We start from the raw sequence: 22,429 nt of genomic DNA, 5'->3' as shown, positions 1-22,429 counted from the left end.
GGATGGTCGAACGCGATGCGCCTCCCACTCCATCACACCCTTTCGCGTAACCTCTCACCTCTTCCTTCTGGATGCGTGCGTCATGGCAGGGGGCGCATGTGCTCCCCAGTTCGCCCTTGCATAAGAGCCGGACCGTCGCGGTGCGCCACCAGATGGTTGGCGACCGTGGCCGGAACCGTCGCCCGTTCTCTTGCCGATGAAGTGCGGGGTGCCCGACACCGAAATGGCGCGCGAGCCTTCTGCCGATCTTGACACGGGCGATCGACTGGAACCTCATCGAGCAGCAGTATGACGAGTTGATCAAATATGCGGCGGCCCTGCAGCACCGCACGGCCGATGCGGAATCGATCCTGCGCCGCTTTGCGCGGGCGAGCGTGCAGCGCCCAAGCTACAGGGCGCTGGCCCAACTCGGCAAGGCAATCAAGACCATTTTTCTCACCGCTATCTCGGCTCGGAAGCCTTCCGGCGCGAAATCCACGAAGTGTCGCTTGGCAGTTAATAGTGAGAACGCAGTCGTTCAGTCAGGTTTGGCAGTTTATTGCGAGAATGGCGTAGCTCGGATTCTTCATTTTAACTGCGATCGCATCAGTGCAGTGGTGCTGAACTCCCTGGCGAGGCGACCGGCATCTTCGTGCTGGAGGAGAATATCGGACCGGTGCGTTGCGCGGTGAGCAAGCACGACGGCCCGACCTTCGACGAGTTCGATCTGGCGAAACTGCCGCTCTTTCGCAACGTGGTCGATCTTCAGCGACAGCCTAGCGACCCCGGCTTCTAAACGCCGTCATGGAGTAGCTCCTGCACTCGTTCGACCGAAATGTCCGATTCAAAGATCAGGTCGTGAGGGAATGTCCTCCCCGCAGATGATCGGCAGTCGCTCGATCGCGCGACGCGTGGGATCGGCTTCTTCCGTGAACCCGCAGGTCGATATCAGAAAAAGGTTGCGGCGGTTACCGCGAACTCATGGCTGGCGCAGCAAGCGCTCTTTTCAGCAAGCGCCCTGGTCGGGAGCCGGTGAGGATGAAATTCGGCTCGGGTGCGACGATTACATGCTCGAGGTTCCATCCGGTCTTCCCGAGCATGTCTATAGCGACCTTTTTGTGTCCGAAACTGAACAAGAGTATCGGAGCCCCACCCGCTGGCCGTTACAGCCAGGCACCGGCTGGCGAGCAAGCGGTGGAACGAAACGGAGCGCAAATCCGGCACGGAAATTGCGCTGATCTCGTAAGTGAGACGTCGGCAGGGCGTCGTGGAGGACCGAGAAATCAACCAGGAGCGTGCTCGATGCCCGCAATGAGACGGCCAGAACAGGACGATGAACCCAGCCACACCTGGGGAGCTGGACCGCTATAGCTAGCCGCGGCGCCTCCTCATAGATCGCGCCTCCTTCAGCCAAGCCGTCCACCAGCACTACGAGGGCCACCCTATGCAGCTCTCGAACGTGGCCACAGCGCGCATGTTCATTCAAGTGCGCCCCTCAGCCTTGCGTGGTCCGCTCGAAGCGCGCCGGGAACGCATTGTGTGTAGACGAGGAACGTGCGCTTGGCAGTTAAGGGGGCGCGCGCTCTCGCACTCCTCCGATGCGCCCACCCATTCTTCTGATCAGCCGGTTTGACCCGCCATGTCGCCTTCGCATTTCATCTATCGCCCCTTTGAGACGCTTATCCGCCCGCTGGATATCCCCTACGCGCCTTTGCCGGCAACAGGTCCGTTTGCGCTGCTTCTGCATTTCGCACGCATGTTCCGTGGCGTGCTGACGGCCATCGCCGTCTTCATGATGGCGGTCGAGGGAATCAACCTCGCGGTGATCTGGGGCATGTATATCATTGTGGACGGGGTGAGCACGAACGGTGCGGCGGTTTTCCTTGAGGAAGCTTGGCCTATGCTCACGTTCCTCGGCCTGCTGATGTTCCCCGTGCAACCGCTGCTGATGTTCATCGCCAAGACATTGGGTTCCCAGGCAGTGTCCGTATGCATGCCCGCGGCTATGCAATGGCATGGCTACAAGGCGGTCGAACGTCAGGACCTTGCATTCTTCCACGATCTCTTCGCCGGCCAGGTGGCGTCGCGCATTTCGCAACTCGCCGCCGCCGTGCAGCAGCAGATCGTCGTAGCGTCTTCCAGCATACCGTATTTTCTCGTGCAGTTTCTCGGTTCGCTTTCGCTGCTTGCCACGCTGTCCTGGCCGCTGGCGCTTCCGGTCTTTTTTTGGATCGTGGCGAACGTCACAGTCGCGGTTGTGGCAGTGCCATATTTTGCCGTGCGGTCCCGCCACTCTGCCCGCGCGCGCAGCCTCGTCGTCGGCGCCATGACCGACCTCTACAGCAACATCCACGTGGTCAAGCTGTTTGCGGCCGAAGACAGCGAGGCGGACGCAATGCGTACCATCATGGGAGATGCCATTGAGACGCAACAGCTTGAACGGCGCATCCACTTAACAAGCGACACCAGCGTCGTCCTGCTGAACGTACTTCTTTCGCTGACCAACATCGCCGTCGGGCTCTGGGGACTCGTGGCCGGTTTTGTCACCACCGGCCAATTTGTTGCTTCAATCGCACTCGTTCAGCGGCTCAACGCCAACTCCCTGGCCTTTCTCCAGCTAGGACAGCAGATATTCCAGGCTGTGGGCACGATACGCGACGCGATGCCGGTCATCACCACGCCTTCAACGGTAACCGATGTCTCCGGAGCCAGGCCGCTGGCCGTTGTCGCCGGCGCGGTCGAGTTCAGAGATATCCGGTTCGAATACCGGCAAGGAAAACGGGTAATCGAGAATCTATCGCTCAGGGTCCGCGCCGGCGAGAAGGTCGGGCTCGTCGGCATGTCGGGGTCCGGCAAGTCAACGCTTGTCAGCCTGCTTCTGCGGTTCTTCGACGTAAACGATGGCGCAATCGTCGTCGACGGCCAGGATATCCGTTCGGTGACGCAGGCAAGCCTGCGTCAGAATATCGGGGTCGTGACCCAGGATGTCTCGTTGCTCCATCGCTCTGTCGGGGACAATATCCGTTACGGCCGGCCGGATGCCTCGCCGGAGGAGGTCGAACGCGCCGCAATGCTGGCCGATGCGGACGGTTTCGTGGCCGATCTCAAGGACAGCGAAAACCGCACCGGCTACGATGCTTTCGTCGGTGACCGCGGGGTGAAGCTTTCTGGCGGCCAGCGTCAGCGGGTCGCCATCGCTCGGGTGCTGCTTAAGGACGCGCCAATCCTCCTTCTAGACGAGGCGACTTCTGCCCTGGACAGTGAAGCCGAGGCGGCGGTCCAAGAAAAACTCGAGCTTATAATGGAGGGCAAGACGGTGATCGCCATTGCCCACCGCCTGTCGACGATTGCCAGCATGGACAGGATCGTCGTGCTCGACAAAGGGCGCATCGTTGAGGAGGGCTCCCCCTCGGAGCTACTCAAACGCGACGGCCTGTATGCCCGCCTGTGGCGGCGGCAGACCGGCGGCCACATTGCCGATAGTTCCGAGGAGAGATAAGCCGACTGGAAGGTCGTTCGTCACGGCTCCGCGCTGCTCGCAATGCTTGGCTGTTGTCGTAGAGAGCGGGCATGTTCGCGTTAGACAAATCTCGGCCTTTCGCCGCCTCCGTCGCAAATGTGTGGGAATGGGCGACGAGATTGCCACAAGAGCTCTTCGGTTCTATCGCGAGAAGCTGACCGCCCGCGGCCGTGCCGATGCTGGTACCGCCGAGACTTAAGCAGTGGTGATCGCTCGACTTCGTCTCCGACCGTTCCACATCCTCACTGTCGTCGACGATTGGACGCGGGACACAAAGCGCGCTGCTGAGGCGGTGCGTGCAAGGACACAGAAGCTTACGATACGAGGGTGAGCCGAGTTGAAGAACGCATTGGAAACTCCGTCTGGTGCAATCCGGACCGGGTCACAAGGCGTGGTACAAGAGTGGGGTGGCGCAACACCGCTGGATAATTGCGCCTTGTATCGCGGCCTCTGGTCCGCAACGGCGCAGGCAACACGCCGAGGAGCAGGGGCGCATAGCAGATTGCCCCAACCGGTTCGACGTCGCCATGCCCGACGAGCTTCGGGAATTGGGGTCAGCGAACGCATGACCGGCAGGGCCGGGGGTGGCTCGTTTGCCGACGCCGCTGCAACTGGCCCCGCAACGGGGTCGCGAGCCGGAATTCAACCAGGCCGTTCGCCCTAAAACTGATCCAGCCCAAGGCAGCCCACCGCTACCCATGTAGAACGGGCAACGAGCGCGGTGCGCACCAGACAAAGGGCAATGACCAAAGCCGTCCTCGACATCGCATCGGAGTTCAACGTCTTTGCACCAATGCCCAGGAATGGTCGACGCGACAAACAACTCCCCGCGTACAGGCGCTGAGAGCCGCCGACGTTTAACGGAAAATCACAAACGGGCATCCGATCCCTGGGAGGCCGCCCCATGAATCGCTGCACATCATCAGTTGCAATTCTTGCTTTCGCCACCGTCTGCACATTGTCTGCCGCCGGTACGGCGGCGGATCGGACCATCTATGCAGCGCCCGACAAGAGCCTCGTGTTTCTTAGTGGCGTCGGCTACACGTGGTTCAAGGCCAACGAGCTTGTCTACGACAGGGGCAGATCACAATGGGCACGAACAATTCGCCGCTTTCGCCCGAGGATGTCGAACGCTTCGGGCCTGATCCCCTTACCAGCTTCCGAACCAATCTGGCGTCGGTTGAAGAGCGCATCACGCTTGCTTGCGCACCGGGCCGGGCGCGACCGTGCCTCCGTGCGGTTGCTGCCGATCACCAAGACGGTGCCGGCCCATATCCTGCGATATGCCTTCGACGTCGGCATCAGCACCTTCGGCGAGAACAAGATCCAGGAGGCAATGACAAAGCGCGAGGCGCTTCACGATCTCGCCATCGACTGGAGCATCGTCGGACATCTGCAGACCAACAAGGCCAAATATCTGACCCGCTTCGCGCGTGAGTTTCATGCGCTCGACAGCCTGCGGCTCGCCGACCTTCTGAACACGAGGCTGGAGCGCGAAGATCGCTTCCTCGACGTCTATGTGCAGGTCAACACGTCTGGCGAGGACAGCAAGTTCGGCCTCCATCCGAACGCACTGCTGCCCTTCGTGGAGACCCTCGATCAGCTTCCCCGTCTCCGGCCATGCGGGTTGATGACACTTGCGCTGTTTTCCTCCGACATGGCCAAGGTGCGGCCTTGCTTCATTCTGCTGCGCCGGCTGCGGGACAAAGCCGTGAAGCACAACGCCGCGCTCACCGGGCTCTCCATGGGTATGACCGGAGACTTCGAGGAAGCCATCGAGGAAGGCGCCACTGTCGTGCGCGTCGGTCAGGCCATCTTCGGCAAGCGGCCGACGCCTGACGGCCACTACTGGCCGGGTTTCGTCCCCACCGATCGAGGAATTGAACCATGATTTTTCGCGAACGGCCTGTCTGCTTTTCCGATCACCCCCGCCGATCGTTCCGGCCGAGTCGACGTTGACGCGCTACGGAAACTGGTCAGCCGGCTGATCGCGGCTGAGGTCGATTCCATCAGCCTGCTCGGCAGCACCGGCATATGTTGCAGAGATGGGCGCAGCGGCGAAGCTGCCAATCCCCTCCTTGCGGGGGAGATGGCCGGCAGGCCAGGGCGAAACATTCCAGATACGCTGTTGAAGCATATCTCGCCGCTGAGTTGGGAACATATCAACCTGACAGGCATCTACACCTGGGACACCGAGCATCAGATGGCCGAAGGCTTTCGAACCCTTAGGCTACCGACCCCAACCCGGCGAGCCGCATGAGTTTCACGATCCGTTCGGGCTTAGCGCAAGATTTTGTACAGCTCTTGTCCTCACCCCAGATTGTGAGCTAAGGACACCTTTCGTCCTGACAATCATGGTATTCTGCAAAGAAGATGCGGAGTGGCAAGTGGCCAGTCACTCGGACACTGGCTTCCTGTTGGAATGACAACGAGGCGACACTTGGGTGAATCATATATGGGCAGGTCGAGTAAGATGACGAGACGATATTTCGGAACGGACGGGATCCGGGGAGGGGCCAACAAATTTCCGATGACCGCCGAGGTTGCGATGAAGGTCGGCATGGCTGCCGGCCTGTCGTTCCAGCGCGGCCACCATCGCCATCGCGTCGTGCTCGGCAAGGATACGCGGCTGTCGGGCTATATGATCGAGAACGCGCTGGTCGCGGGCTTCTGTGCCGCCGGCATGGATGTGTTCCTGCTGGGGCCGATTCCGACGCCGGCGGTCGCCATGCTGGCGCGGTCGCTGCGCGCCGATATCGGCGTGATGATCTCGGCCTCGCACAACCCCTATTACGATAACGGCATCAAGCTGTTCGGCCCCGACGGCTACAAGCTGTCGGACGAGATCGAGATGCGCATCGAGGCGCTGCTCGACCAGGATGTCGACATTTCGCTGGCCGACGCGGATGGGCTCGGGCGCGCCAAGCGCGTGGACGGCGTGCACGACCGCTATATCGAATTCGCCAAGCGCACTCTGCCGCGGTCCATGTCGCTGGCGGGCCTGCGCATCGTGGTCGATTGCGCCAACGGCGCCGCCTATAAGGTGGCGCCGGCAGCGCTTTGGGAACTCGGCGCCGAGGTCATCACCATCAACAACGAGCCGAACGGCTTCAACATCAACGAGGAATGCGGTTCGACGCACCCGGTGGGCCTTTCCAAGAAGGTTCATGAAGTGCGCGCCGACATCGGCATAGCGCTCGATGGCGACGCCGACCGCGTGGTCATCGTCGACGAGAACGGCGCTGTCGTCGACGGCGACCAGATCATGGCGCTGATCGCCGAATCCTGGCATCAGAGCGGCCGCATGGCAGGCGGCGGCGTCGTCGCCACCGTCATGTCCAATCTTGGCCTCGAACGCTTCCTCGGTGAAGCCGGCCTGCAACTTCACCGAACCCAGGTCGGCGACCGTTACGTGGTCGAGCACATGCGCGCGCATGGGCTGAATGTCGGCGGCGAGCAGTCCGGCCATATCGTGCTGTCTGATTTCTCCACCACCGGCGATGGGCTGGTCTCGGCGCTGCAGGTGCTGGCCTGCATCAAGCGCCAGAACAAGCCGGTCAGCGAGATCTGCAAAAAGTTCGAGCCGGTGCCGCAGCTCCTGAAGAATGTGCGCTTTTCCAGCGGCGAGCCCCTGGAGACGGCACCCGTCAAGGCCGCGATCGAGGATGCCCGCAACCGGCTCGGCAAGTCCGGCCGCCTAGTGATCCGGCCTTCCGGCACCGAGCCCCTGATTCGGGTTATGGCCGAGGGCGACGACCAGAAGCTGGTCGAGACGGTGGTGAACGACATCGTCGGCGTCATTGCCGAGATCAAGACCGCTGCCTAGACGAGCGGCGATTGATGCGCCGATGGTCCTGCTCGATCCAATTGTTGAGGTACTTGCTCTTGCGGATGCGGATCGGCTTCAGCGCTCGTCGCGATCGATTCCGCAGACGGTGTTCGGGGTCGCAGGAAATGATCGCCTCATGATTGGTCGGGCTGCCGTCGATGACGATGCGATCCGGTCTGCCGTGGCGCTCCAGGGCCTTCCGGAAGAAGCGCTTGGCTGCCGACAGGTCGCGGTGTTCGCTGAAGAAGAACTCGACCGTGTCGCCGACCCGTCGACGGCACGATAGAGATACATCCGTTGGCCGCGTATCTTGATGTATGTCTCGTCCATGTGTCACTTGCCGGTGACGGCGCGCTTGCGCCCGTTGAAGCGCTCCAGAAGTGGGGCGAGAAGTGAACGACCCAGCGGTGCACAGTCGAATGGTCGACGTTCAGGCCGCGTTCGGCCATCATCTCTTCCAGATCGCGCAGGCTGAGGTTGTAGGCCAGATACCAGCGCACGCACAGCAAGATCACTGATCGGTCGAAATGACAGCCTTTGAACATAACAAGCGCGCTCCCCGAAAAAGAGAGGGCTTCGTGCCAGATATGGCTGCCATTCCGTTTGCGACAGAACCACCGAACGCACCGCTGTGGGGTTTGCTAACGCTGGGGCTTCGCTTCGTCCGTTAGATCGGCCCCTCGATCGGCATGGTTCTCCCGCCGTTCCTGGCATTGGCAGTGGCGCCCGGTTGGTCCTCTGGACAGCCGCGTTGTTCGTGTCATGGAATTGATCAGCAACAACATCACAGAGCCTTGGCTTTACGGGTCCCGGACCGGGCTGTCGCCATTGGCGACCATCGTTGCGGCGATTTTCTGGACGTGGCTCTGGGCCCGCTTGGCTGGTGCTCTCGACGCCATTAAAGGTCTGCCTTGTCGTGCTCGGCAGGCATGTGCGGCAATTCAAGTCCTGGACGTGTTGTTCGGAAACGAGCCCGTACTCGAACCTCAAGCCGATTGTACCAGCGACTGCTGGCCGGCGATCCCGATGAAGCCACCGATCACGCCGAAGAAATGCTGAACGAGGAATACCTTGTCGATTTCTATTGCAAGGTAGCGATTCCAGCCCTTTTGCTCGGCGAACAGGATCGCGCAAGGGGGGTGATGGCCGATGAGCAAAGGCGTCAGATGGCCGCAAGTGTAATGATACGTCGAGGCAAACCTCGCAGACATTGCGCAGGAGGAAGTTGACCAGGAGGAGACTGCGCCGCCAGTGCGGGATGCTGCTACGGGGGAGGAGAACCCGAACGAGGACAGCGGTGATAACGCCGACCTTCCAGACGGTACCGGGATGTCCGTGCTCTGCGCAGGCGGCCGTGGCGAACTCGACGATGCCGCCGACGCCATGCTGGCTCAGGTGCTCGAAATGCAAGGTGCGACTGCTTCGAAGGCAAGCTATTCCGATTTGGAACCTGCAGGCATTCGCGATCTTAAACTGGGTAACGTCGATACCGTGGTAGTTGGCTTCCTGAACCCAAATTCGGTGAATCATGCCCGCTTTCTGGTCCGTCGCTGCAAGCGCGCCAAGGAGGCACTGCGTGTTGGAGTAGTGTCTGGTCTGAAACGGGTGGATCCGATAAAGAAGAAGCCGTCAAACTTGCCGACGATATCAATGCGGACTTCGTGGCATTCGGAATAATTGACGCCGCAATTGGATCGTCGTCGGATGCGCCTCCGCTCCGCCTCAAAGGTACTGGAAGCGTATCGCGCCTCGCCGAAACAGGTCTTGCAGAAGCCTTGAGGCTTCCGATTTTGATCGAAACAGCGAGAGGCAGAGGGCAAGGTTGGCTGACGCACTCTGTCCGACCGCCCAGTTCGGAAGAAAAGTTCTCTCGCGGTCGCAAACTGATCCATGTGCAGGAGAGTTGCGCGTCCTTTTCGGTCAAGCCAAGAGAAACGGCAAAGCCGGCAAGACGTTGAGCTTGTCACGTTCATGAGCAGCGCGGCGACTTCAGTCGAGCCAGTGAAGCCTATCGTGCGCAGGCTGCGTTGGAGCAGAGTGCTCGGCCAATCGTAACGGCTTCGCAAGCATGGATGAGATTGACGGCGCCTTCAGGAGGCGAGGCTCTGGCAACGCTGGTGGTCAACAAGCTTGCGCGGCGGCCTGAAGATCGCTGCCGTAAAGGCTCTGGGCTTCGGGGATCGCCGCCAGGCAATGCTTTAGGACATCGCGATCTTGACCGGCGGTCAGGTCATCGATGTTCGTGCTCTCGGCAAACCTTCTTGTGTCCGAAGCTGGACAAGAATGTCGCAACCCAGACCGGAGGTCGCCAAGGCCGAGCCACCGGTTACCGGACAAGCGCTGTTACGCAAACCCGGAGCGCTAATTCGGCATGCAACTTGCTTCGATGATTCCGTCAGGGGAACGGCGGCGCTGATCATCCTCGCGATCGTACATGTTGCTCCTTCACGCCCGCGAACGGCAGGCGTGATGTACATCATCGTGGCCGAATATGCATTGGGCTCTAGTCATGGACGACTCTGTTAACATCCCGAGGAAGGACTATCTTGGCCACTGTTGCGGACTTGTACGAGCAACACCGACCAGGTTACCCGCCGGACGTTGTCACAATCATTCTTCTGTCTCTGCAAGAAGATCCCATCGACGCCACGATCGCAGACATCGGATGCGGCACAGGCATTTTCACGCGCCAATTGGCGCGGCACGTGGAACACAGCCGCCGGGTCGTTGGCGTCGAACCGAACACGTCGATGCGTGAGCAAGCTCGCGTCGCGACGGCCGCCGGCAGCGGTATCGAATATAAAGCAGGCACTGCCGAGCACATGCCCTTTGGTGACGGCGAATGCCTGGTGGTAGCCGCGGCTACTGCGGCGAGTTGGTTCGACCGCCCCAGATTTTATCACGAAGTTGTCCGTATAACCCGTCCGAACGGAGTGTTGGCACTCGTTCAAAACAGGAGAGCGTTCTGGGCCAGCGAACCGTTGGCCGCGCTTGAATCATTGCTGGAGGAGGCAACCCCCTCCTACCGACGCGGAACGCACTATGATCCGGCCGGGGGCTTCAGGAGGGTTGATTATGCCTCCGAACTGGCGGCCAGTCCTGAATTTGGGCCGGTCATCGGACGCACTTGGGAATGGAAGCAGACGATGTCCGCGTCACAGTTCATCGGGTTGTGCCTGTCCCTGAGTGTCTCACAAGAGGGTATCCGAGGGATCGGACAAAGGGCTTTCCTGGACAAACTCGACGAACTAACGCAGCGCTTTTGCGACGCGGGCGGCGCAATGGAAGTGCCTTTCGTCACCGAGTTGACGCTCACCACTGTCCGCTCAAAGACGTCCGCGATCGGGTCGGGCGCTCGGAAAATTGTCGGCTGCAGCAAACGGGAGCATGACTAATGGGCGATGCAACCTCCGCACAAATTGATCTTACGCGGGCAACGCCGCCCGTATCATCTATCGTGAATCAGCATCTGCAGTCGGCCATGCAGGCGATCGCGCAGCGGCATGATCTCCATTTTTTGCTGCGAAGTAATCGCATCGGAGGGAATGAGGGGGACTGTGATCTCGCCGGCCGTTGGCTGACCGAGCGGCTTGGTTATCGGCCGCCGGTGGAACGGCTGGTGGTCGGTAACGGAACACAGAATTTGCTGGCCATAGCTCTCAGGCATACCGCGGTCACGAATGTGCTGTTGGCTGAAGAGCTCACCCACCCTCTCGTACCGCCCATTGCCACAGATCTGGGTGTGATAGTCGTACCGATCGCCATCGACGCGGATGGCGTCATTCCCGAGGCTTTCGAAGCCGCCTGCCGGCAATATCCCCATGCGCCACTTTATTGCAATCCAACCGGACATAATCCGACAGCCAGTGTCATGCCATTCGATCGCCGGCAACGCATTGTTGAAATCGCCAGACGCTACGGCCGGTATATCATCGAAGACGATGTCCTGGGATCGTTACGATCGGTCGATCCGAGACCCGTAGCCAGCGCTGGACCAGACAGGGTTTGGTATCTGCAAACATTGTCCAAGTGCATCGGACTTGGCATGCGAGTCGCGTATCTCGTGCTTCCCGAGGATCTTTCCCGTCATGATATTGTCGGCCCGGTGGCTATGCGCTCAAGCTGGTTTGCCAGCGCGCTATCCCTCGAAATTGCGAACTATCTTTTCGAAACCGGCCGCTTCGCAGCCGTCGCGGCGGCAATGGCTGCGGTGGCTGAGCGGCGTAGACAACAAGCCGTCATCGGGTTGCAAGCTTGGAAACTAGGCAGCTGTGCGGGGGCACTTCATGTTTGGCTTGGCCTACCGCTCGGATGCGGTTCTCAACTCTTTGCCGACCGATGCCGCAAGGCTGGCGTCCTAGTCAGGCCCGGCCCGCTCTTTCGGGCACGCAATGGCAAAACATTTCCCGACATTTGCGCCGCAAGGATCGCGCTCACCGCTCCCGTGAAAGACGAAGATTTCCAGATGGGCATCGAACGTGTCGCCGCGGTGTTGAACACGCTGGTGTCGGAAGTGCCTGATTGCTACTACGAGTGAGCCATGGATGATCTCGAAATTCGACAGGTCAGGCTCGATGAGGTCGTTGCCGTAAGGCGCGATATCTTACGCCCCGGCTGCAATCCACGCGTGACCATTTCTCCCGTCGACGATTGTTCTGAGGCGGTGCATCTCGGTGCTTTTTTAAACGGGACGATCATAGGCGTGGCTTCGTCCGGTCCGGAACCGTTCCCGTTTGCTCCAACAACGGGCGCTTGGCGTCTCAGAGGTCTTGCGGTTTATCCCGCTTATCGTGGTCGCGGATTCGGTTGCCAGTTACTTCACGAACTGCAAAATCGGCTGACTGTCGCAGGCTGCCGATTATGGTGGGCGCATGCCCGTAGTTCGGCAGTCTCCACCTATATCCGCGCGGGCTTTTCCACGTATGGCGACGAATATGACTTGCCACCGACGGGACAGCACACGATGATCGTTATGACATTGACGCAGGACGTTTCACTCGTGGGATGAGAAGCCTGGTGACTAGGGTTAATAGCCGCGCTCAGGGCGTGCGGGTCAGGCCGAATCCGGTGGTGGTGGTGAGTTCACCTCGGTTGGAGCCTGCAGGCGCAAAGGCGTCCTTCTGAGTTTTGGCCCATCTTGGTGTCCTGGCACCAGGGCTAGCCCTCTCGCTGCCGCCCGGTGAAATAGTGCAGTTCTTTTACAGGCCCGGGGCCCTGAGCGATCATTACTTCAGGGAAAAGGCCGACCTGCGGTAAGCCGTCCATCGAGGCCAATTGGTGCGCCGAAGACACGACAGCTCGGCATCTGACGCCGCAGGGCGTGGCAAATCCTTTGTGAGGTCACGCCATATCCAACCCCTTTCGGTTTGGCGAGGAAGAGGGGGTAGGAATCTCCTGGCCGAGCACGATGACACCATCGCCGCGGGCCGTGCGCCCTCTGGCCCTACGGCAGATGACGATACCGTCCGCACGACTGCTGCAGACAAGCGGTTCGCGCCACGGCATTTCCGGAAACAGCATCTGGCCCAGCGGTTGCCCCGATGAAACCCTTTCGCCCAGTTCCACGAACGGTTCGAATAGGCCGGCGTCCTCGGCATAAACGTAATGGTCGCTGAGGGGACCGGCACGTCGCAGAAGACGGGGCTCAGCGGCGGCGGGTAGGTCACCGACCAGTTTCGGAGATATGGCACCGAGATGCGCCAGTACTCTTAAAATGCCCGCTTGAGTCATGGCGATATTCGCCGGCGAGGTAAGCCCGCCGCCACCGATCTCGCTGCCGAGACGTCTGGCGCCAACGCGACGGCAGGCGCCGATCAACGCTGACTCACGGCCGCCGGATTCATCGAAGACGTAGGCCTGCGGCGCACCGAAGGCCTTCAACAGGTCGACCATGTCGGCTTGTGCGACCGGATCGGGATCGAATGTGATCGTCGGGCCCGGATAATAAAGAAGGGAATTGCCGCCGGAGTGGATGTCGATGACGATATCGAATAGCGGCAAAAGATCCTTCTCGACCATATGACCAATGCGCTCCGTTAGCGTCCCCCGCGCATTCCCCGGAAAACAGCGGTTGAGATTGACTTGGTCGATCGGCGAGACGCGCGACCCGACGAGCGCGGCCGGGACGTTCAGGGCGGGAATGATGAGGATATGGCCGCGGACATCCTGCGATTCGAGCCGGCGGGCGAGCTTGGTCCAGGCGATCTGCCCTTCGAATTCGTCACCATGCACGCCACCGAGGCAAAGGACGCGCGGGCCATCCCCGTTGCGGATGGATACGACCGGAATGAGAACCCAGCCATAGGCTGACTCGTCGGTGGAGTGCGACAGGCGGATATAACCCGTCTGATTGCCCTGACGTTCCAAATCGATGTCGATAATCATTGTTCGCTTCCTAGGGGCGAGAGACGACGACGGCGTCCAGCAATGCGCGTTGCCGCCGTATTTCGTGGAGAAGCGGCTGGATTTGTGCCGCCGTGCGCTCCGCGCCCACAGCGCCCGTGAAGAAGAGATGTCCACCGGGGATGAAGGCGTTCAGCTGTTGCGGCTCGGCGTGGACGAGCGCGCCGATCTCCTCCCATCGTTCGCGCATCCGGCCGGGATCGCGAGCCATCAGCGGTTGCAGCCATGTACGAAAGATCTTTTGTGAATTGATGAAGCCCCAGGTGGGTGCGTCGGTAACAGCATGGCGCAGGTCGTGTTCGGACTCTGGTATGAGACAGGCCGTGAGCGGATAGTCACCATATCCGAAACTGCCCATGTCTTCGATCGCTTCGGCGATGTCGGAGACGAGGATTCCGTCGCGATAGCGAAGCCGTTCGCCATTGAGATTGGCGGGATGATTTCCGCGGAAAATTTGGAAATACCTGTGCCCGTCGAAAATCGGCCGGCCATTGAGCTGGGCCTGTTCGGCAAGTGCGATATCCCACCAGCGGAAACGTTCGTGATTTTCCAGGCCGGGTTTCGGATGACGGGTCTCGCGCAATCCGGCTTCGGTCAGCCAGAATGCCTCTTCGACATCGGTATTAAGGAAAAGGGGTGGAGTGGCAGCCAGCGAAAAGAAGGCCTCGACATCAATGCCGAGAGCGGTTGCGGCAGTGTTGTAGGGCCGCACCGCGCGTCCGGCCATGCTCCAGCCGAGCAAAATGACATTCTTTTGAAGCCCGTGGTCGTCCATCATCCGTCTGGTGACATCCGCCGCGACCCGGCCCCATTCGACGAGCGTCATCGCCGGAAAGGTACGATCATAAACCGGATGGTCGGAAGGATAGGAAATGGCTAGGAGACCAAAACCTTGCTTTTGGAGCCAGTGATCCAGAAAGTCTTCCGACCGCAAGTCGGGGTGTCCATAGGAGATGCGGGCAAGATGCCCGCCGCCGGGCAGGAAGACGGCAAGCGGCTTCGCCGTCTCTCCCTTGCGGAAATAGGTGAGCGCGGGATAGCCGGCGGCAGTCACGAGAGATTCACCGGGCAGCAGTGCTGAGGAATCGGAAGAGGCGGCGTCCATGATCGAATGCGTTCCCGTTGCGTCGTTTGGGTAGTCGATCCGGAACCAATCGTTCCGGATCACTGATTGTCATTGTCAGCTAATTCTGGGGCAGCCTATTTCTGGATGAGGCCCGAAATCTCTGCGGCCAGCGCCTGTGCCGCATCCTTGGGCGCCTGTTGCAGGGTCACCACCTGCTGCAGGTGATCGACGAAGAGCTTGTCGATCCGGGCAGCATTCGGACCCTGGAATACATACCAGGCTGCAGCATAGGGGATCGATTCAAGGGTAGCCTTTATGGCCGGATTGGCTTTGTAATAGTCGCCCAGCAGGTCGGCCCGGTTTACGGCCACCTCATTGGCAGGCACATAGCCGGTCTTCCGCCCGACGATATTCTGGCCTTCAGGCCCGGATACGAAGCGCATGAATTGCCAGGCGGCCTTTTGGCGCTCGGGGTCGGTCGTGTGCAGCACGACGGCAATACCTGAGGTCGGCAATTCGGCGCCGGTTTCGGCGAGCGGGAAATGCGCCGTGCCGATCTCGAACTTGCCTTTTGCCTGCTGGGAAAAGCTCGCGAGGCTGCTACTGGAATCGGCGAGGATGCCGATCTTGCCGCTGACATAGGACTGGCGGACCTGCGAGTCGGTCATGTCGATCTTCGCCTGCCCGGCCGCGCCGAAACGCCGGAAGAGGTCGAACGCGGCCATGCCCTTTTCGTTGGTAAAGGCAACCTTCGTCCCCTCGGCATTACCAAGTGAGCCGCCGCGGCTCATGATGTGGCCCTGCGAGAGGAAGGAATTGTAGCGCGTATAGGCCCCGAGGACATCGGGATGGGCTTCCTGGATCTTCCGTGCGACGGCCAGTATGCCGTCCCAATCGGCGGGCAACTCCTTGTTGCCGCCCTGCACTTCGGCAATGAGATCAGCGTTGTAATAGAGGATCGGAAAGGCAAATGCGACGCCGAGGGCATAGACCTTGTCGTTGATCTTGCCAGTTGCGACCACAGAAGGAGAATATTGGGTCTCATTCCATCCGCCGTCGGCCGCCATCAGGCCGTCCAGAGGCTGGATATGGCCGCCATCCGCGAGCAGCTTCAGGTAGTTGAAGCCCTGAAACGAGACGTCCGGCAGATCGTTTATCACGGCTTGGCGCATCGTGCGCTGGATCGTGTCGATCTGGTCGCGCTGGGACGTGTCGATCTGAAAATGGATGGTCGGGTTCTTCACCTCGAATGCGGTGACAAGGTCCTTGAACATGTCCGCAAAGATCGAGGGCGTCGTATCGACCCTGAGGGTGATGTCTGCCGCCTGAGCCGGTAGGACAAGGGCTGTGCACGCGATGAGCATGGCCCCGAACGGTTTCGAAAACATCGGTCGTCTCTCCGTGGGTGATGGCCGCATTCAGCGGCCTGTTGCATTATGCGCCGGCGCGATTGCCGGCGGTCAGAAGTCCTTGGGCCGCCCGAGATTGGCGGCGATGATGCGCAGGCCGCACTCGACATCGCCGCGTTCGAGTGGCGAGCTCAGCGACAGCCGCACGGCATTGGGCGGTGGCGTGTCGTCGACCGCGAAAAGTTCGGCGGGGCGGACCAGAACCTGCCGGTTCTTGAGGCTGGCTGCGAAGGCGTGGCGGTCGTGGGCGGCGCTGAGACGCAGCCAGACGTGCATCGCGCCCGGCTTGGAAACCAGATCCGCATCGACCAGGATCGATGAAGCGAGTTGCTCACGTTTGGCACTCTCCTGCTGGATGGCTCTGCAGATCTCATCGGCGGTACCGTTGCCGATCCAGCGAGAGGCAATAGCCGCGGTGAGCGAGGTCGGAGCCCAGAAGGAAAGGCGGCGGGCAGGACCGATGACGCGCTCCGTCTTCGCCGGCGACGGGCCGACGATATAGGCGAGCCGAAGCCCGTGGGCGATGCACTTGGTCAGGCCCATCACATACCAGGTGATCTCGGGCGCGATCACCGCAATCGGGAGCGGCGCCTCGGGATGCAGTCGGCCGATGGCGTCGTCCTCGATGATCGTCACGCCGTACCGGTGGGCGATCTCGGCGATGGCGCGGCGCCGGGCTTCTGGCATGATCGCGGTCGTCGGGTTCTGGTCGGTCGGATTGCAGTACAGAGCCTTGGGGCGGTCGTTCCGGCAAGCCCCCTCGAAGGCTTCGGGAATGATGCCGTCGTCATCGATCGGCAGCCCCTTGATCCTGACATGGGCGCGTCGGGCGACTTCTCGGATCACACCCCAGGACAGGCTTTCGGCAAGCAGTAGCCCGTCCCGACCAACCAGCGCTTCCAGCAGCAGTAATACGGCGCTTTGCGTGCCGTTGGTGACCGCGATCCGGTCGACCTCAATCGCGCTTCGGAAGCGCGGTTCCAGCCATCGGGCGCCGGCTTCCCGGTCGGCCATCCCGCCGCCCGAAACGGCCGTGCGGGCGAGCAGGCCGATACTTTCCTCGCCGGAGAGTTCGGCGAGACTCCGGCTGAGCCGGGCCTGGAAGATTGCCGGCATAGGCGGGATCGAGCGGGTGAAATCGATGAGCCGTGCGGTGGGTGTCTGAGCAGCTGTTTCGGGCATCAATGCGTGTTCCAGGTTGAATGAATTGAGATTTCGGGAGGCGCGGTCGCTATTTGACTGCGCCGTGGGTCAGCCCTTCGATGAACCAGCGCTGGGCAGCCAGAAAGGCGATGACGAGCGGGGCGACGACGAGCGTCGCCGTGGCCATCAGGGGGCCGAAGTCGGTGCCGATCTCCTCGTTGCGGAAGGCGACGATGCCGAGGGGTGGCGGCATCAGGGCCTCGGAATTGACGGCGATAAGCGGCCAGAACAGGTCGTTCCAGTGGCCGACAACCGAGAAGATCGAAAAGGCGATGGCTGCCGGCAGCGCCATGGGAACCATAATCCGCCAGACGATCCCGAACTCCGATAGGCCGTCCAGCCTGGCGGCATGAATGATGTCGTCGGGAATGGTCTTGAAGAACTGCCTGAACAGGAAGATGCCGAAGGGCGAAACGGCAAAGGGCAGGATCAATGCCGCATAGGTGTTCAGCAGCCCCAGGCGGTGGCAGAGGATGAAGAGCGGCAACGCTAGCACCTGGCTCGGGATCAGCAGGGCCAGCAGGACTAGGCCGAAGAACAGTTCCTGCCCCTTGAAGCGAAGTTTCGCCAGGACATAGGCCGCGGGCGCACAGAACAATATCTGCAGCAAAAGGATGGCGGAGCAGATGACGACGCCGTTCAGCATGAACCGCGGCAGCGGAGATTGCGTCCACGCCCTGGTGTAGTTCTCCACCGCATTCCATTGATGCGGCAGCAGGCTGAACGCGCTGTCGAAAATCTCGTTCGGGGATTTGAACGAAAGCGACACCATCCAGACGAAGGGGACGAGCGCGATCGTCGCGGTCGTCAGAAGCGTGGCATGGCGCAGGGCACTGCAGGTCAGCGACAACAATCTGTTCATGAGTAATGCACCCGTCTGTCGAAGACGCGCGACTGGACAAGCGTCAGCACGAGAACGATGAGGAGGAAGATGACGGCGACCGCGGCTCCGTAGCCGGTCCGCATGAAGTCGAAACTCTGGATGTAGAGCGTGTAGAGCAGCATTTCCGAGGCTTTGGCCGGGCCGCCCTGGGTCAGGATCTTGATGGTGTCGAAGGTTTCGAAGGCTCTGAGCGCCATGACGATCAAGACGAACATCGTGACCGGTCCGAGGAGCGGCAGCGTCACCGTCGTCAGCCTGTCCAGGCAGCCGTCGGCGCCGTCGATATCCGCAGCGTCGTAAAGATCCTGCGGAATGGATTTCATGCCGGCCAGGAAGATGACCATGGCAAATCCGAGGTTGCGCCAAATGCCGATGAAGGCCAGCACCGGCAACACGGTCGAGGCATTGCGGAGCCAGTTGGCCGGCGGCAGCCCAACCGCCACGAACGTCTGGTTGACGAGGCCGACGGTCGGATGCAGCAGCGCCTCCCAGCTGATGGCCATCGCCGCCAGGGTCGCCATGAAAGGCAAGAAATGGGCGGCGCGGTAGAAGGCGCGCAGGCTCTTGCCGGATTCGATCAGCAAGGCGATCGCAAGGCCGGAAAGGACGGTGCCCGGCACGACGATCAACACATAGACGAAGGTGTTCACCAATGATTTCCGGACGGTCGCGTCGCCCAGCATCTCGATGAAATTGCCGAGCCCAATGAAACGGATCGTCCGGGCGCCGAACTGCCAGTCCGTCAGTGCTATGACGAAGACGGCAACAACCGGCAGAATGAAGAGGATCAGCAGCAGTACCAGCGACGGACCTCCGAGGGCGGCCGCCAGGGCATATTCACGCAGTGCCGCCTTGCGGCTGGCGTTTCCAATTCGGCCAGTGGCCATGTCTGCCGGAATGATGGCGCTCATGCGTAGCTCCTCAGCGAATTGACGGACGTGCGGGTGCGGATGCGCCGACCATCCGGACCGAATATCAGGACGTGTTCCGGCTGGATGGTGAGGTTGAGCTGCTGCCCGGCCAGGAGTTTCGGCGCATCTTCGGCCGGAAGTCGTGCGACGATCGGTTTGGGCTGGTGAGGTATCAGCAGATATGCGAAGACATCCGAACCCATATGCTCGATGGAACCGATCGTGCCGGAAAGCGCCGCAGCTTCACTGCTGGATGAGGGACGGAATGCTTCCGGCCGAATGCCGAGCGTGATCATGGTTCCCGGAGGCTGGTCCGCGGGAATAGCCAGGTGAAGATTGCCGATCCTGACGTGCTGATCGGCCTGCAGCACCGTGTCGAGAATATTGATCCTCGGAGAACCGACGAATTCGGCGACGCGTCGGTCGTCCGGATCGGCGTAGATGTCGTACGGTGCAGCAGTCTGAAGCAGCTTGCCGTCGAGCATTACCGCGACCCGGTCGGACATGGTCATGGCCTCTGCCTGATCGTGGGTGACATAGATGAAGGTGACCCCCAACCGGCGATGCAAGTCTTTGATCTCCGCGCGCATCTGGACGCGCAGTTTGGCATCGAGGTTCGACAGGGGCTCATCCATCAGGAAGACGATCGGACGGCGGACCATGGCGCGTCCGACCGCCACGCGTTGGCGCTGGCCGCCGGAGAGTTGCCCCGGCTTGCGGTCGAGCAGGTGGTCGATGCCGAGCGCCTCGGCGGTGCGGGCGACTTCCACCTTAATTTCCTTAACTGCCTCGGCGGCCCCCGGCAGCAGCCTGCCGACTAGAGGAAGGCGTTGCCAGGCACTCAGCCGCCGCATGCGCAGTGGAAGCGATAAATTGTTTGCCACCGTCATGTGCGGATAGAGCGCGTAGGACTGGAAGACCATGGCGACATCGCGCTCCTTTGGCCGCATGGCGGTCACATCCAGACCGCCGATACGAACTCTTCCTTCATCGCCGGCCTCCAGCCCGGCTAGGATGCGAAGGAGCGTGGATTTTCCGCACCCGGATGGCCCAAGCAACGTTACGAATTCGCCCTCCGCTATGCTGAGAGAGACGTCTTGCAAAACGGGCGTTGATCCAAACCCTTTGGAAATGTTGAAAAACTCCACGCCGCCCATCCAGAAAACCCTTCCCTTGTTAGTTCTAGACTGCTATTATTAAACAATTATCAACTGGATATGTATGTAATGTGACAGCCTGGCGGCTTGTCGGAAGAGGAGGTTTGCTTGGCGGGTTCGGGAATGGTGCTGTGGCGGCAGATCGGAGAGACATTGATTGCTGAGATCGAGCGGGGCGTTTTGCCTGCCGATCATCGCTTGCCTTCAAGCGAGGCCCTGGCGGCCCGTTTTGGGGTCAATCGCCATACGGTGTTGAGGGCGATCGGGCACTTGCAGGCTGAAGGCAAGGTTCGTATCGAACGGGGGCGGGGGGCCTATGCCGTAGTCAATCCGCTGCAATACAATCTCGGCCCGCGTCGGCTCTTCGAGCAAAATCTCGCTGAGCACAATCTCGTTCCTTCCCGCACCGTGCTCTCGGTAGTCGAATGCCATGCGCCTGGTGATGTGGGCGAAGCCCTGCAGTTACCAAAAGGTGAACAGGTGATCCTGGTGACGACATTGGGCGAAGCTGACGGTGCGCCGGTCAACTACGGCAGCCACTATATTGCGAGCTCTCGCCTGCCCGGCATCGGGAATCTGTTTCGTGCCTTCGAGGGTAAAGAACGCCAGCAATTCAGCTTTCTATCGTTGTTCAACAAATGCGGCGTTTCGGAATACCGCCGCAAAGACGTGCGCATCCGCTCGCGCATACCCTCCAATGACGAAGCACGCTATCTCAACATTCCTGCGGTCGAGCACGTGCTGACGACTCTTGTCGTCAGCGTCGGCCCCCAAAGCATCCCGTTGACTTATGCCGAGACCTGCTTTTCTAGCAGCCGCGTTGAATTGAGGGTTGGTTTCTGATGGTGTCCCTTTCGACTACGACCAAGGCAAAGCTCCTTCGCACCCGCATGGCCGAACGCGGCCTCGTCCATATCATGGCGGCGCACAGCCCGCTTTCGGCTATCCTCGCCGAGGAAGCCGGCTTTGACGGTCTCTGGGCTTCCGGCTTCGAGCTTTCCGCGCTCTACGGCCTGCCCGACATGAGCCTGATCTCGATGACCCAGCATCTCGACATGCTGCGGGCGATCGCCGGCCGCTCCTCGCTGCCGATCGTCGCCGATATCGACACCGGCTACGGCAATGCCATCAACGTCATCCATACCACGTCCGAATACGAGCGGGCGGGCGCCTGCGCCGTCGTGATCGAGGACAAGACCTTTCCGAAGGTGACAAGCCTGGTCGCCGGCGGACGGCAGGAACTGCTGCGCGTCGGGGAATTCCAGGGCAAGATCGAGGCGGCGGTCGCCACGAGACAAGACCCGGATTTCCTGGTCATTGCCCGCACCGAAGCCTTGATCGCCGGTCGCGGCAAGGCGGAAGCCCTCGCCCGCGCACAAGCCTATGTGGAAGCCGGCGCCGACATGATCCTCGTCCATTCGAAGAAGAAGGATCCCTCCGAGATCGAAGGTTTTTCGCGCGCCTGGAAAGGGTCGGTGCCCTTGGTCATCGTGCCGAACGCCTATCCGGACCTCGATGCGTCGAGGGTCAAGGCACTCGGAAATATCGCCATGATGATCTACGGCAATTACGGCATCCGGGCCGCCGCGACAGCCATGCAGGAAACCTTTCGCTGCATTATCGCCGATGGCGGGGTGCAGAATGTCCACCGCGATATTTTACCGGTCGAGGACATCTTCCGTTTGCAGGGGATGGAGCGCACTAAATCCAATGAAGCGAAATTTCTGAAGTAGGTTTGGCATGCTGTCGTTTTATTTTGGCGAGGACCAAGCTCGTCGTCACGAGCTTGCCGATGAGATGCGGCGGCGACGACTCACCATTCCGGCATCACGGTGCTCGAATGGTTGGCGTCGGCGAAGGCTTGCACCGAGGCTGAGGAAGCGCTGTTCAGCGCGATTGTGGAACGACTGACGCCAGACATCGTCATTAGGTTGGAGAGGAGACTGTCGCGACAACAGCGACAGGGCCAGTATGGCGATGCATTGAACGGCGATATGTTTCGGGTGCGAACGAAGCGATAGTACGCCCATGTCATTGCCTCCCAATGCATGCCACGCGTTGGATAGTGAA

At 60.6% G+C, this 22,429-nt stretch carries 14 protein-coding genes and 7 pseudogenes; 13 read left to right on the top strand and 8 right to left on the bottom strand.

All coding sequences use genetic code 11. From position 1 onward, the window contains the following. Positions 1 to 236: 236 nt before the first annotated feature. The 6 genes and pseudogenes from AC0L2M_RS19540 to glmM form a co-directional block, all read left to right on the top strand. Positions 237 to 478, top strand: a pseudogene (locus AC0L2M_RS19540) (Tn3 family transposase); the annotation flags it as partial. A gap of 132 nt (positions 479 to 610) precedes the next feature. Next, positions 611 to 721: pseudogene (locus tag AC0L2M_RS19535) on the top strand (phenazine biosynthesis protein PhzF); the annotation flags it as partial. A gap of 897 nt (positions 722 to 1,618) precedes the next feature. Then, positions 1,619 to 3,478 carry an ABC transporter ATP-binding protein gene (locus AC0L2M_RS19530; RefSeq protein ID WP_473535636.1) on the top strand — a complete coding sequence of 620 codons (1,860 nt, stop codon included), beginning with the start codon at positions 1,619 to 1,621 and terminating at the stop codon, positions 3,476 to 3,478. Positions 3,479 to 4,588: 1,110 nt separating this feature from the next. Beyond that, positions 4,589 to 5,390 (top strand): annotated as a pseudogene (locus tag AC0L2M_RS19525) (YggS family pyridoxal phosphate-dependent enzyme). A gap of 15 nt (positions 5,391 to 5,405) precedes the next feature. Further along, positions 5,406 to 5,531: pseudogene (locus AC0L2M_RS19520) on the top strand (dihydrodipicolinate synthase family protein); the annotation flags it as partial. Between the two features lie 441 nt (positions 5,532 to 5,972). Continuing rightward, positions 5,973 to 7,325 (top strand): phosphoglucosamine mutase, encoded by a 1,353-nt coding sequence (glmM, locus tag AC0L2M_RS19515; protein WP_473535635.1) that lies wholly within the window; start codon positions 5,973 to 5,975, stop codon positions 7,323 to 7,325. Between the two features lie 4 nt (positions 7,326 to 7,329). On the opposite strand, the pseudogene AC0L2M_RS19510 reads toward glmM, so the two are convergent. Beyond that, positions 7,330 to 7,873, bottom strand: a pseudogene (locus AC0L2M_RS19510) (IS6 family transposase); the annotation flags it as partial. A gap of 72 nt (positions 7,874 to 7,945) precedes the next feature. Here AC0L2M_RS19510 and AC0L2M_RS19505 point away from each other — a divergent pair. The 4 genes and pseudogenes from AC0L2M_RS19505 to AC0L2M_RS19490 all read left to right on the top strand — a co-directional run. Then, positions 7,946 to 9,055: pseudogene (locus AC0L2M_RS19505) on the top strand (AI-2E family transporter); the annotation flags it as partial. Positions 9,056 to 9,874: 819 nt separating this feature from the next. Further along, positions 9,875 to 10,723 (top strand): class I SAM-dependent methyltransferase, encoded by an 849-nt coding sequence (locus AC0L2M_RS19500; RefSeq protein ID WP_473535634.1) that lies wholly within the window; start codon positions 9,875 to 9,877, stop codon positions 10,721 to 10,723. After that, positions 10,723 to 11,865 carry an aminotransferase-like domain-containing protein gene (locus AC0L2M_RS19495; RefSeq protein ID WP_473535633.1) on the top strand — a complete coding sequence of 381 codons (1,143 nt, stop codon included), beginning with the start codon at positions 10,723 to 10,725 and terminating at the stop codon, positions 11,863 to 11,865. The genes AC0L2M_RS19500 and AC0L2M_RS19495 overlap by 1 nt, the downstream gene beginning before the upstream one ends. Before the next feature lie 3 nt (positions 11,866 to 11,868). After that, a complete protein-coding gene (locus AC0L2M_RS19490; protein ID WP_473535632.1) occupies positions 11,869 to 12,336 on the top strand; it encodes a GNAT family N-acetyltransferase in 468 nt (155 codons plus the stop codon). A 332-nt stretch (positions 12,337 to 12,668) separates the two neighbouring features. On the opposite strand, the gene AC0L2M_RS19485 is transcribed toward AC0L2M_RS19490, so the two are convergent. The 7 genes from AC0L2M_RS19485 to AC0L2M_RS19455 form a co-directional block, all read right to left on the bottom strand. After that, positions 12,669 to 13,712 carry a succinylglutamate desuccinylase/aspartoacylase family protein gene (locus tag AC0L2M_RS19485; protein WP_473535631.1) on the bottom strand — a complete coding sequence of 348 codons (1,044 nt, stop codon included), beginning with the start codon at positions 13,710 to 13,712 and terminating at the stop codon, positions 12,669 to 12,671. A gap of 10 nt (positions 13,713 to 13,722) precedes the next feature. Then, positions 13,723 to 14,835, bottom strand: a complete 1,113-nt coding sequence (locus tag AC0L2M_RS19480; RefSeq protein ID WP_473535630.1) for a hypothetical protein — start codon at positions 14,833 to 14,835, stop codon at positions 13,723 to 13,725. A 95-nt stretch (positions 14,836 to 14,930) separates the two neighbouring features. Then, positions 14,931 to 16,070 carry an extracellular solute-binding protein gene (locus AC0L2M_RS19475; protein WP_473535677.1) on the bottom strand — a complete coding sequence of 380 codons (1,140 nt, stop codon included), beginning with the start codon at positions 16,068 to 16,070 and terminating at the stop codon, positions 14,931 to 14,933. 186 nt (positions 16,071 to 16,256) lie between these two features. Beyond that, positions 16,257 to 17,387 (bottom strand): aminotransferase-like domain-containing protein, encoded by a 1,131-nt coding sequence (locus tag AC0L2M_RS19470; protein ID WP_473535629.1) that lies wholly within the window; start codon positions 17,385 to 17,387, stop codon positions 16,257 to 16,259. A 49-nt stretch (positions 17,388 to 17,436) separates the two neighbouring features. Then, entirely contained in the window at positions 17,437 to 18,270 is an 834-nt protein-coding gene (locus AC0L2M_RS19465; RefSeq protein WP_473535628.1) for a carbohydrate ABC transporter permease, read from the bottom strand. Next, a complete protein-coding gene (locus tag AC0L2M_RS19460) occupies positions 18,267 to 19,202 on the bottom strand; it encodes a carbohydrate ABC transporter permease (RefSeq protein WP_473535627.1) in 936 nt (311 codons plus the stop codon). Before AC0L2M_RS19460 ends, AC0L2M_RS19465 begins: the two co-directional genes overlap by 4 nt. Further along, positions 19,199 to 20,359 carry an ABC transporter ATP-binding protein gene (locus AC0L2M_RS19455; RefSeq protein WP_473535626.1) on the bottom strand — a complete coding sequence of 387 codons (1,161 nt, stop codon included), beginning with the start codon at positions 20,357 to 20,359 and terminating at the stop codon, positions 19,199 to 19,201. Before AC0L2M_RS19455 ends, AC0L2M_RS19460 begins: the two co-directional genes overlap by 4 nt. Positions 20,360 to 20,467: 108 nt before the next feature. Here AC0L2M_RS19455 and phnF point away from each other — a divergent pair, with 108 nt between their 5' ends. The 3 genes and pseudogenes from phnF to AC0L2M_RS19440 all read left to right on the top strand — a co-directional run. Continuing rightward, a complete protein-coding gene (gene phnF / locus AC0L2M_RS19450; RefSeq protein ID WP_473535625.1) occupies positions 20,468 to 21,202 on the top strand; it encodes a phosphonate metabolism transcriptional regulator PhnF in 735 nt (244 codons plus the stop codon). Next, positions 21,202 to 22,092, top strand: a complete 891-nt coding sequence (locus tag AC0L2M_RS19445) for an isocitrate lyase/phosphoenolpyruvate mutase family protein (RefSeq protein WP_473535624.1) — start codon at positions 21,202 to 21,204, stop codon at positions 22,090 to 22,092. The genes phnF and AC0L2M_RS19445 overlap by 1 nt, the downstream gene beginning before the upstream one ends. Positions 22,093 to 22,115: 23 nt before the next feature. Next, a pseudogene (locus AC0L2M_RS19440) lies at positions 22,116 to 22,308 on the top strand (hypothetical protein); the annotation flags it as partial. Positions 22,309 to 22,429: the final 121 nt, after the last annotated feature.

The organism is Mesorhizobium sp. WSM4806 (assembly GCF_055811635.1).
Note: the sequence above shows the minus strand (reverse complement) of the source record. Positions and strands in the feature narration are given on the sequence as shown.

What these genes read in the sequence shown, in the direction of transcription:
- AC0L2M_RS19475 (WP_473535677.1), bottom strand. Translation starts at nt 16,070, where the DNA reads ATGTTCAAGGACCTTGTCACCGCATTCGAGGTGAAGAACCCGACCATC.
- AC0L2M_RS19490 (WP_473535632.1), top strand. Translation starts at nt 11,869, where the DNA reads ATGGATGATCTCGAAATTCGACAGGTCAGGCTCGATGAGGTCGTTGCC.
- AC0L2M_RS19530 (WP_473535636.1), top strand. Translation starts at nt 1,619, where the DNA reads ATGTCGCCTTCGCATTTCATCTATCGCCCCTTTGAGACGCTTATCCGC.
- AC0L2M_RS19485 (WP_473535631.1), bottom strand. Translation starts at nt 13,712, where the DNA reads ATGATTATCGACATCGATTTGGAACGTCAGGGCAATCAGACGGGTTAT.
- AC0L2M_RS19445 (WP_473535624.1), top strand. Translation starts at nt 21,202, where the DNA reads ATGGTGTCCCTTTCGACTACGACCAAGGCAAAGCTCCTTCGCACCCGC.
- AC0L2M_RS19465 (WP_473535628.1), bottom strand. Translation starts at nt 18,270, where the DNA reads ATGAACAGATTGTTGTCGCTGACCTGCAGTGCCCTGCGCCATGCCACG.
- AC0L2M_RS19480 (WP_473535630.1), bottom strand. Translation starts at nt 14,835, where the DNA reads ATGGACGCCGCCTCTTCCGATTCCTCAGCACTGCTGCCCGGTGAATCT.
- AC0L2M_RS19460 (WP_473535627.1), bottom strand. Translation starts at nt 19,202, where the DNA reads ATGAGCGCCATCATTCCGGCAGACATGGCCACTGGCCGAATTGGAAAC.
- AC0L2M_RS19455 (WP_473535626.1), bottom strand. Translation starts at nt 20,359, where the DNA reads ATGGGCGGCGTGGAGTTTTTCAACATTTCCAAAGGGTTTGGATCAACG.
- glmM (WP_473535635.1), top strand. Translation starts at nt 5,973, where the DNA reads ATGACGAGACGATATTTCGGAACGGACGGGATCCGGGGAGGGGCCAAC.
- AC0L2M_RS19495 (WP_473535633.1), top strand. Translation starts at nt 10,723, where the DNA reads ATGGGCGATGCAACCTCCGCACAAATTGATCTTACGCGGGCAACGCCG.
- AC0L2M_RS19470 (WP_473535629.1), bottom strand. Translation starts at nt 17,387, where the DNA reads ATGCCCGAAACAGCTGCTCAGACACCCACCGCACGGCTCATCGATTTC.